The sequence below is a fragment of the Paenibacillus oceani genome (genome assembly GCF_014705615.1).
GTDB lineage: Bacteria > Bacillota > Bacilli > Paenibacillales > NBRC-103111 > Paenibacillus_AB > Paenibacillus_AB oceani.
Window position 1 is genome coordinate 40,333 of record NZ_JACXJA010000018.1, and the last position, 10,218, is coordinate 50,550.

The 10,218-nt window shown below is 54.2% G+C and carries 10 protein-coding genes; 5 read left to right on the forward strand and 5 right to left on the reverse strand.

The window, feature by feature from the left end:
- Window positions 1-153 precede the first annotated feature (153 nt).
- Window positions 154-1,401 (forward strand): molybdopterin molybdotransferase MoeA, encoded by a 1,248-nt coding sequence (locus IDH45_RS14925; RefSeq protein WP_190928916.1) that lies wholly within the window; start codon window positions 154-156, stop codon window positions 1,399-1,401.
- A 167-nt stretch (window positions 1,402-1,568) separates the two neighbouring features.
- Here IDH45_RS14925 and IDH45_RS14930 read toward each other — a convergent pair whose 3' ends face one another.
- From IDH45_RS14930 to IDH45_RS14940, 3 genes are all read right to left on the reverse strand, one after another.
- The gene (locus IDH45_RS14930; RefSeq protein WP_190928917.1) at window positions 1,569-1,988 is read right to left on the reverse strand and encodes a DoxX family protein; all 420 of its coding nucleotides are present in this window, start codon (window positions 1,986-1,988) and stop codon (window positions 1,569-1,571) included.
- 74 nt (window positions 1,989-2,062) lie between these two features.
- Window positions 2,063-2,719: a nitroreductase family protein gene (locus tag IDH45_RS14935; protein ID WP_190928918.1), complete on the reverse strand. Its 657-nt coding sequence runs from the start codon at window positions 2,717-2,719 to the stop codon at window positions 2,063-2,065.
- Between the two features lie 36 nt (window positions 2,720-2,755).
- Window positions 2,756-3,400, reverse strand: a complete 645-nt coding sequence (locus tag IDH45_RS14940; RefSeq protein ID WP_190928919.1) for an NAD(P)-dependent oxidoreductase — start codon at window positions 3,398-3,400, stop codon at window positions 2,756-2,758.
- Window positions 3,401-3,569: 169 nt separating this feature from the next.
- On the opposite strand from IDH45_RS14940, the gene IDH45_RS14945 reads away from it, so the two are divergent.
- Entirely contained in the window at window positions 3,570-3,905 is a 336-nt protein-coding gene (locus tag IDH45_RS14945) for a winged helix-turn-helix transcriptional regulator (protein WP_190928920.1), read from the forward strand.
- Between the two features lie 444 nt (window positions 3,906-4,349).
- Here the strand turns inward: IDH45_RS14945 and IDH45_RS14950 are convergent, their stop codons facing one another.
- Together IDH45_RS14950 and IDH45_RS14955 are read right to left on the reverse strand one after the other, a co-directional pair.
- On the reverse strand, window positions 4,350-5,609 hold the full coding sequence (locus IDH45_RS14950) for an MFS transporter (protein ID WP_223836675.1): 1,260 nt from the start codon (window positions 5,607-5,609) through the stop codon (window positions 4,350-4,352).
- Window positions 5,610-5,626: 17 nt separating this feature from the next.
- A complete protein-coding gene (locus IDH45_RS14955; protein WP_190928921.1) occupies window positions 5,627-6,955 on the reverse strand; it encodes an MATE family efflux transporter in 1,329 nt (442 codons plus the stop codon).
- 249 nt (window positions 6,956-7,204) lie between these two features.
- On the opposite strand from IDH45_RS14955, the gene IDH45_RS14960 reads away from it, so the two are divergent.
- The 3 genes from IDH45_RS14960 (at window position 7,205) to pfkA (ending at window position 9,795) form a co-directional block, all read left to right on the forward strand.
- The gene (locus IDH45_RS14960; RefSeq protein WP_190928922.1) at window positions 7,205-7,519 is read left to right on the forward strand and encodes a hypothetical protein; all 315 of its coding nucleotides are present in this window, start codon (window positions 7,205-7,207) and stop codon (window positions 7,517-7,519) included.
- Between the two features lie 175 nt (window positions 7,520-7,694).
- Window positions 7,695-8,774 carry a tetraprenyl-beta-curcumene synthase family protein gene (locus IDH45_RS14965; RefSeq protein ID WP_223836676.1) on the forward strand — a complete coding sequence of 360 codons (1,080 nt, stop codon included), beginning with the start codon at window positions 7,695-7,697 and terminating at the stop codon, window positions 8,772-8,774.
- A gap of 55 nt (window positions 8,775-8,829) precedes the next feature.
- Window positions 8,830-9,795 (forward strand): 6-phosphofructokinase, encoded by a 966-nt coding sequence (gene pfkA, locus IDH45_RS14970; RefSeq protein ID WP_190928923.1) that lies wholly within the window; start codon window positions 8,830-8,832, stop codon window positions 9,793-9,795.
- Window positions 9,796-10,218 lie beyond the last annotated feature (423 nt).

Sequence of the window (10,218 nt, forward strand, 5' to 3'; positions counted from 1 at the left end):
AACATAAAATATGCCGTGGTATTTCCTCGCTTGTTTTATTATAATACGTTCCTTAAAAATAACAAAGAGTCCATAGAGGCTAGAAGCGTAAACGCAAGTTATGCAATCGAAACGATTGGGGTTACATCATTCGATTGGGGAAGGGGTCTTGCGATGAAGGAGAACCGACAGGCGATCAGTGTCGCGGAAGCCCAGCGGCGTTTGGAGCCTCATATTCGTCTACAGCCGTCCGAATGTCTGGAACTTCAATACGCCTACGGTAGAAGATTAGCCGAAGACATTGCCGCCACCAGTAGTATGCCGCACTTTGTAAAATCCGGAATGGACGGGTTTGCGGTCAAGGCCGGGGATCTTCGCGGCGCCAGCTTCGAGAACCCTGCCATGTTGGAGGTGATCCAGACGATTCCTTGCGGAACGGTCCCGTCGCTGCCCGTTCATAGCGGACAGGCTTCCCGTATTATGACGGGTGCTCCCTTGCCTGACGGTGCAGATACGGTGGTTATGTTCGAGATGACGGAAGACTGCGAGATCGGCGGCAAGCCGTTCGTAGCCGTCAAGAAGGAAGTGGAGGAAGGGAGAAATGTGTCCTTTGTCGGAGAGGAAATACAAGAAAACGAGTTTCTGTTCGGCACAGGGCAGCGGATCAACGCCGGGCAAGCTTCGCTTCTCGCCGCTTTCGGTTATGACAAGGTCCGTGTTTTTAAAAAACCCAGGGTTGCGATCTTCTCTACCGGATCGGAACTGCTCGATATACGTTCACCGCTTCAGCCCGGGAAAATTCGAGACAGCAACTTCTACATGCTCTCGTCCCTTGTACAGGAAGCCGGCGGGGAAGTTGCCGCCTTCGCGATGCTCCCCGACCATAAAGAACAATCCGAAGAAACGATCTACCGGGCAGCAGATACAGCCGATCTGATTTTGACTACGGGAGGGGTATCGGTAGGCGACTACGACATGATGGCGGAGATTTTCAACAACCTGAAGGGCACGCTGTTATTTAATAAAATCGCGATGCGTCCTGGAAGCGTAACCACTGCGGGAGTGATACAAAGTACGCTGCTGTTCGGCTTATCGGGCAACCCGGGGGCGTGCTTTGTAGGATTCAAGCTGTTTGTTCTTCCCGCGTTGTATGGCATGTTAGGACAAAAGGAGCCGTATCCCCGAACATTCAGCGCTTATCTGAAAGGGGATATTACAAAAGGAAACGCCTATACCCGCTTCGTCCGCGGAAAACGTTATATCCGGGAGGGCCTGGCGTTCGTGGAGCCTGTAGGGAAAGATCGGTCCGGCGTCTCCGTGTCGATCAAGGATTCGGATTGTCTCATTCTGATCCCTCCGGGCGGACGGGGAAAACGGGACGGTGAACTCGTGGAGGTCATTCCGGTCGATAACATTCACTAAGAGTAGATTAGGTTTTCCCATCATTCTTGTATGTGATGTTCGAACACAAATATGGATATGCCGAGCAGAAAAGGACCTCAACCTCCACGTTGCAGTGGGATTTGAGGTCCTTTCATTTGGAAACGGGGTCATTCCCGTGTCATGCTTATTCGCTTGGTGAAACCAGGTCAGCTGTTCAGCGTCGCGGAACGGGAGCCCGGCAGAGCCCGGTCCAAGGCAAGCAGGCGGCTGCCGCTTAAAGCGAGCAGCAAGGCGATCGCCAGCAGAGCCAAGTCCAGCTCGTATCCCGCCACTTGCCCGTTCCCGAGAAAACCGGCGGCCAGCTTGACTTTGAAAATCGCTCCGGCCATCACAATCGCCAGCAAAATGGACACGATCCGTGTGCCGAAACCAACGATCAATGCGAGGCCGCCAACCAGCTCGATAATAGCGACGATATAGGCGGCGAATCCCGGAATGCCGATGCTGTCGAACCAGCCGGATATATTCCCGATCCCGTCGCGGAATTTGACGATACCATGTACCAAAAATATGATGCCCAGCACGAGCCGCGTTATTAGCAGCCCGATCTCAATATTGCGATTCATTGAATGAAACCTCTCCCATATTGTTTAATTTCGGATCTGAAACGGACAGACGGCCAACGGTATGGATGCGGCGATTATTTCAAGTAACGGACCCGTTCCTCTAGCGGTTTAAACTGCTTCTCGCCCGCAGGAGCGGTAGGTTTGCCGAAAGGCATCTGCGCCATCAGCTTCCAACTGGCCGGGATGTTCCACTCTTGCTTGACCGCTTCGTCGATCAGCGGGTTGTAATGCTGCAGCGAGGCGCCGAAGCCTTCCAGCTCAAGCGATGTCCAGATCACATATTGCAGCATGCCGCTCGACTGCATCGACCAGATCGGGAAGTTGTCGCTGTAGGAAGCAAACTGCTGCTGCAGCGATTCGATGACGGCATGATCCTCAAAAAACAAGACGGTTCCGTAGCCGGATGCAAAAGCGTTCATTTTATCGGCGGTAGGGCCAAACTGGTCTACCGGTACGATTTTCCGCAACGTTTCCGTCGTGATGTCCCACAGCTTCTTATGCTTGTCGCCAAGCAAAACGACGACTCTCGCCGATTGCGAGTTAAAGGAGGAGGGCGTATGTTTCACCGCATGGTTGATCACCTGCTCGATTCGCTCGTCCGATACAACCTGTTCGCTGCTGATCGCGTAGATCGAACGTCTTGCTTCCACGGCCGTATAAAAATCGTTGGCAGCTCCCTGAGCCTGCTCGCCGTCGGTCGTTTTACCAAAAATTGCGTCTAAAAATCCCATTTTCATTTCCCTCCTGATGTTTTTTGGCGGTTAATCTTAAGATTCGGATACAACGGTGAAGCGGGTGTTCGAATGTTGCGGCCGCTCGATCTCGTCCAATACGGCAATTGCATAGTCAGCGTAGCTTACATAGCTGTCGCCTTTGGAATTAAGCAGAAGATGGTCTTTGCCCAGTTGGTACGAGCCGGTTCTTCGGCCCTCCGGCGAGAAAAAGGCGGCCGGACTAAGAAACGTCCAGTTGATGGAATCCGTTAGCTGGAGAAGCTCCAGATTTTTGCCTTGATTGGTCGCGGTAGCGTGGTACTCCTTAGGGAATTGGGGCGTATCCACCAGACGGGTCGTCTTGGCCTCGTCGACGAACAAGCTGCCCGCTCCCCCGACTACGAGCAGTCTCGTATCCGGGGCTTCCTGAAGAACCTTGATCAGCACGTTGCCGGCATCCACGTGGAGATGCTCCTGACCGATTGGCGCTGCGAAAGCGTTAACGACGACATCAAAACGTTTCAAATCGCCGGAAGTTAGATCAAAGACGTTTTTCTCCAGCACCGCTACTTGAGGATTCGTTATGTTGGCGGCATTTCTGACGATAGCCGTCACTTCATGCCCTCTTGCGAGCGCTTCTTGGACGATCAGGCTTCCGGCTTTGCCGCTTGCGCCGATGACACCGATTTTTTTACTCATTTTATATTCCTCCTCTTTCGGAACGATAATTCGAATTGATATCATTTAATAAGTTAATTACTTTTCGTAACAAAGTTTAAAACAATAAGATACAAATGTCAAGTTAGTATGTTTTACTTTGTAACTAAGTGGGTTTTGCGATATACTTGAAACAAACGAGGTGAAAGCGATGAAACAGTCTTCATTATGTCCATTAGTAGAAAAGGGGATCCAAGTCTTAAGCAAACGGTGGACCGTGCTGATCGTCCATCAGCTGCTTTCGGGTCCTCAGCGGTTTTGCACGATCGAGACGGCGATTCCCATCAGCGGCCGGCTGTTGTCGGAGCGGCTGAAAGATTTGGAGCAGGAAGGAATCGTGCATCGCGAGGTGTACCCGGAGACGCCTGTCCGAATTGTCTATTCGCTGACGGACAAAGGGCTTGCGCTGGCGCCGGTCATTCGGGAGATGGAGAATTGGTCGCGCGAATGGGTGAAGATCGATCCGGATGAACATGAAACCTTATAAAAGGTAGTTCAAAAAGTCCGCTTTTGATCACGGAGCAGATCAGGAAGCCTGCTCGACATCGAATATGGAATGCAGCCGGAACTTCCGGTGCTCACGTAGCTCCCACTACGCTCCGCTCCTCATTTCCTAGCTTCATCCCATCTTCTCGGTGCTGAAAACCGGACTTTTTGAACTCGCACTATAAGTAACGGCGTCCTCTGGTGTGCCAGACGGGCGCTGTTTTCGTTTACGCGGTCATAGGGCAAGAAACGATAGGCACTAGAAGGGAAACCGTAGTGAACCGATCGGCCAAGGAGTGAGTGATAGAGAGCGGAGAGGGATTATTGATTTATTGATAACGCTCACATTAATGAAAATATGAAATAAAGCAACAGGGGAGTTGGTAGAGGCGACACGAGATCGGAGAGGGGACCGGTCCTCCGAACCGCCCGGTACAGAGGAGACTTAAGAGTGTCTCCTCTGATACAGCGACGTCAGCAGGAAGCCGAAACAAGCAAGCACGGCGGAAAAAGCGGCGATCCGGTACATCACCGGAGCTCCCCAGCCGTCGAATACCCAGCCGCCGACGATTCCGCTGGCGAGACCGGCGAGGCACGACCAGACGATATTATAGATCGCCTGACCGGTTGCCCGGAATTGATCCGGAATGAGCTGCTGGATGTACCGCAGCGCCGTCACGAGAAAGATACCGAACGTGACGCTGTGCATGAGCTGGAGCGGAATGATCCACAACGGATCGGACACGATGCTGACCAGGAAAAACCGGACCGCGTAAAAAAACGAGGCGATCATCAGCAGCGGCAGCTCCTTGAAGCGGTGGCCGTTTTTGCTGAGCCAGAAAAACATCGGAATTTCGCTCAGGGAGGAAGCCGTCCATGCCCAGCCGATGACCGTATCGCTTGCTCCGAGCTCCCGCATCGTCAGCGCCAGGAAGCCGTCGTTCGTCCGGTGGGCGAACGACATCGTAAAGATCAGTGCCAGAAACAGTAGCAGCCGCGGCTGCCGGATTATATCGAAGAAACCGGAGAAGCTGATAGCGCCCGAAGAGCCGCCCGACCGGTCTTTCAGAAAAAACGCGATACACAGCGACAGCGAGATCGTGCCGATCGTGAACAGGATCGTATGCTCGACGCCCACCGCATGCAGAATCGTTCCGAAAGCGAGCGAGGAGAAAGCGAAGCCGAGCGATCCCCATACGCGGAAGCTGGCGTAGCTTTTGCCGGTACGCCGGATCGTAAGCAGGGTGAGACTGTCGTTTAACCCGTTAATGGGCGTAAAAAAGAAATTGTACGCGACCATGACGACATACAGCCAGGCGATCGTATCCGTCTGCGATAAAATAACGGTCGTCAGCAGCTGCCCGCACAGAATGACGAGCAATACTTTGCGGATCGTCTGCAGCTTGTCGCTGGCATATCCCCACACGAGATTGGCGGCGATGCCGATGAACGGTCCGATCGCATAGATGGTGCCGATCTGCAGCTTCGAATAGCCTTGAGCGCTGAAGTATAACGGGAAAAAAGAGACGGTCAGCGCCATCGTCATATACATGACAAATGAAAACGTCCGCATCGTCCGTTCGTCGCGAACGGTCGGCAACGGATCGTTTCCGGCCGTCATAGGCCCGGGAGACCCGGTTGCGCTCTCTTGCGCAGCCGCACCGGATTCACGGGTAACGGTACGTTCCTTCACTTCCGTAGTCATGGGACAAGATCCTTCTTTCACAGCGTTGTACCGGTTCCCCGGCTTATTCCCGGAGACTGGGCGCGGATCGCGAATGCCACGACCGCCAGCTCGGCGGCAAGCCCGAGCGATTGGGCCAAGGCGCCGATCATGCCGTTCCAGGCAGGCGCGTTCAAAACGCACAGAATCAGCGCCGTCAAGGTGACGGCGACGTTGGCGGATTGCGAGAATAGCATAATTTTCGTCTGCCCGCGAAGCATGACGATGCCGTTGCAGAAATCAAGCCACGGGAAGATCAGCGCCAGAAACATAAAGACGCGCAGCGTATGCAAGCTGGCTTCCATCAGACGTTCGTTTACGCCCATAACATGTTCCATAAACCACGGGCCGACGCCGGTATAAGCCAAGATACCGATCAGGATCGTCGGAATGAAGCCGCACAGCATAACGAACCGGACCGCCAGCGCCGAATCTTTCCGGTAGAAGTTCAATACGATTTGATGCATGTACGAGAAAAAGCTGGTTACCAGCTGCGTTAAGCTCGCGGCAATCGCAAACGAGGCGATCGCCAGCTCGATGTCCGACGTTTTGCCGAGCATCGCATTAATGGCGGGGCCGACGATGACGGCGATCAGGGAGGAGAGCAGCAGCGGGCGGTAAAACTGGAAGATTTGCCCCGTCTTTTCGATCTCGTGCCCTTCCTTTTTGAGCGGCAGGCTGCGGGCCAGTCGGCTCCCCTCGATATAGCTTACGGCCGCCTCGATCGCCATCCCGACGAGGAAGATGACCGCTCCGACCTGGCCGCTCGTCACATTGCCCGTTTGGATGTAGTACAGCGACACGACATACATCGCGGCGAGCCTCACGATCATCCCGATCGTCAGCCATTTCGTGCGCATGTTGCTGATGATGATGCCGTGGTACAAACACCGGATTCCCGAAAAGATGCTGACGAACATGAGAACCCGATAGACGTCGATAATCGACTGCAGCATCGAATCGTCCACGCCGAACAAGCGCAGAAACAACAGCTCGCCGGCCGGCGAATAAGAGATCAGCAGCCCTGCGGCGAACATGCCGATCAACAGACAAACCGCCACATTGGTCATCGCCTTGAACGAGGTCCGGTCGCGCACGAGCGCGGAACACGTCTGGCGAAGCAAGATGGCGGGTCGTTCGATAATGCCCAGCATGCTCAGTCCGATCGCATAACTGGCTATAATGGTTTCGGGACTGGCGGAGCGGGCGAGCGTGCTGTTGATGATGACGTGCGAGATCGTAACTAAGCTGGCGGAAAGGCCCAGTGGTATAAAAAAAGCAAAAAGCTGCCTCATGGTCAGCCGCCGTCCAGATTCGGGTTGGGTCATGATATGCGTTCTCTCCAGACTCAGGCTACGCGCGAAGCTGCCTGCTATTAAGTACGCGCTCGTAAGGCGTCTTGCAAAATGTTCCTTTCACTTATGTACTAGTATAAGACGGATTGCCCCGAACGCCTAGCAGAAAATGTTGACACGCGCTATTTTCCTGCTTTGCTGTGAACTTTACGCTTGGCGGGGAAGCTTGCCGCATGTTAAATTAATGTTCAAGAGTCGTGTTGCCTGGAGGCGTAGGTAAGGATGAAATACGAATTCGTGTACGACGAGCGACTCGGCATCGGGCTGCCGGTGCTGCACGATGCTTGGGAAGCGTTGACGGAAGCGGAGAGAGCCGAGCTGCTCCATGAATGGGAGCGGGTCCGGGGCCGGATTCCGGACCGGATCATGCAGCTCGAGAAGACGATTGTGGAGAAGCAGAACCGGCTCAATACGGAGGACGATTTTCCGACCTCCTGCCGGCTGAATACCGAGATCGCCGAGCTGGCGAGCTGCATTACCGATCTTCATTTGTGGTTCCGTGCGGATCAGGACGTATCGGTTAAGGGGCATTATTAGGAAGTTGGGTGATTTTGTACTATAATATATGGGGTACGATGCAATTCATCAGTAAATATGATGAATTGCATCATAGATGCAATTTGCCGAAAGTGTGGAAAATGCATCTATGATGCAATTTACCGCTATGCCGGTAAATTGTCATCAAGACTAGCGTGGAGGATCGCCGCAATTGATGACGACAAGGCGTAACAGTCAAAAAGTACCCCGAAACCCTCTAACTCTGATGCACCGATTATACCGGCATGTGTTTCCGAGCGTAAGAAGCGAACTGCAGCGTTGGCGCGAGACGGCCGAGCGCATGCCCGACCCCGAGCTGCGCAAGCAGGCGATCGACAGCATTACCCATAAAGAGTTTCATTGCAAGGGCGGGGCAGTATACGCGGCCGCCAATTTGCCGATGCGCCACGTGCTGATTCCGCTTATCGTCGCTTTCCAGACGATCAGCGATTATTTGGATAATTTATGCGACCGCAGCACCTCGATGGACCCGGAAGATTTCCGGCTGCTTCACCGTTCCATGCTGGATGCGGTCGATCCGGACGCTCCGCTCGCCGACTATTACGCACTCCGGGAGGAGCGGGAGGACGGCGGGTACCTGCACGAACTCGTCCGTACTTGCCAAGCCTGCATCTCCCGCCTGCCGTCGTATCCGCACGTTCGCGACGGCATCAAGGAGCTGGTCGGGCTGTACGGCGATCTGCAGGTGTACAAGCATATCCGGCACGATTTGCGCGAGCAGGAGCTGATGAACTGGTGGGAGAAGCACCGGCCCCGTTTTTCGCATTTGCGATGGAACGAGTTCGCGGCTGCAACCGGTTCGACGCTTGGGGTGTTTTATTTGTTTTTGGCCGCTTCCGGCGAGAGGCTCACCGCCGAACGTGCGGAGGCGATTCACAAAGCTTACTTTCCGCATGTATGCGGGCTGCACATTTTACTCGATTATTTGATCGACCAGGATGAAGATTTGGCGGGCGGGGATTTGAATTTCTGTTTTTATTACGAGAACGGAGAAACGACCGCCCGGCAAATCGCAGTCATCGCGGAACGGGCCCGGAAGGACATCGTCGGTCTGGACCATCCGCAGTTTCACCGGATGATTATCGAAGGGCTGCTGGCCCTCTATTTATCCGATCCGAAAGTAAGGGAGCAAAAGCAAGTGCGGGCCATATCGCGCCAGCTTATGAAAGGCAGTCCGCTTATGCGCGTCTTCTTCTGGGCCAACAGCGTATGGATCCGCAAGGCGTCCGTCTGACGCAGCCGGACCTATGACCGACTACATGGGACTAATCGAAAGGGGAACATGATGTATGACAGTTAAGAAAATTGCCGTATTGACAAGCGGCGGCGACTCGCAAGGGATGAACGCAGCCGTTCGCGCGGTGGTGCGGAGCGCGATCTACCACGGTCTGGAAGTGTACGGTGTTCAGCGCGGGTACTACGGGCTTATTAACGAAGATATTCGTCCGATGGATTTGCGGAGCGTCGGCGATATTATACAGCGTGGCGGAACGATTTTGCAGACGGCCCGCTGCAAGGAGTTTTTGACCCCGGAAGGCCAGCAGCTCGGAGCGGACAATTTGCGCAAGCATGGGATCGACGGCCTCGTCGTTATCGGTGGCGAAGGTTCGTATCAAGGCGCAAATAAACTGAGCAAGCTGGGAATCCGTACGATGGGGCTGCCGGGCACGATCGACAACGATATTCCGTTCACGGACGTGACGATCGGCTTCGATACGGCTGTCAGCATCGTCGTCGATGCGATCAACAAGCTGCGCGATACGATGAGCTCGCATGAGCGTTCCTCCGTCGTAGAGGTGATGGGCCGTCACTGCGGAGACATTGCCCTGTATGCAGGACTTGCCAGCGGCGCCGAAACGATTCTCGTACCGGAAGTGCCGTTCGATCTGGACGAGGTGGCGAAGCGGATGGAAGCCAACTTCCAGGTCGGCAAACGCCACAGCATTATCGTGATTGCCGAAGGAGCGGGCAACGCACAAAGCGTGGCCGACCGCATCAAGGAATCGAACGGGATCGACGCACGCGTAACAGTGCTTGGCCATATTCAGCGCGGCGGTACGCCGACACACAATGACCGCATCCTGGCTAGCCGTCTCGGCGACTTTGCGGTGCGTCAGCTGATCTCCGGCGATTCCGGCAAGGCGTGCGGCGTCATCAAAGGCGAGCTCGTCACGACCGATATCGACAAAGTCGTTCATTCCAAAAAAGAAATCAACCGAGAGCTGTACGAGCTGGCGCTTCGTTTGTCGCAATAAGCGGAGCAAAACCTTCATAAAGTGAAATAGCGAGTAAGAGGGGGGCCTGAGGCCTCCTTCTTTTTTGATTGCGGCCCCTAGATTCGGTCGGCCGGCTGTCTTCTCGGTTACTAGCGTGCAACCGCAGCCAAGCTCTAACACATAAGAGCGATCTGAAGCTCTTATTTTGACGAAAAACCGGTTTGAATCGGAAATAAGAGCTGTTTGCAGCTCTTATTTTCCCCGGATCCCTAAATTTCTAGCAAAATGGCTGAAATAAGAGCCGCAAACCACTCTTATGTTGCAGCAATGGGTCAAAGGTAGCCAAATAAGAGCGGCAAACCGCTCTTATTGGCTACCGCCACACGCTACCGCCACACGCTACCGCCACACGCTACCGCCACACGCTACCGCCACACGCTACCGCCACACGCTACCGCCACA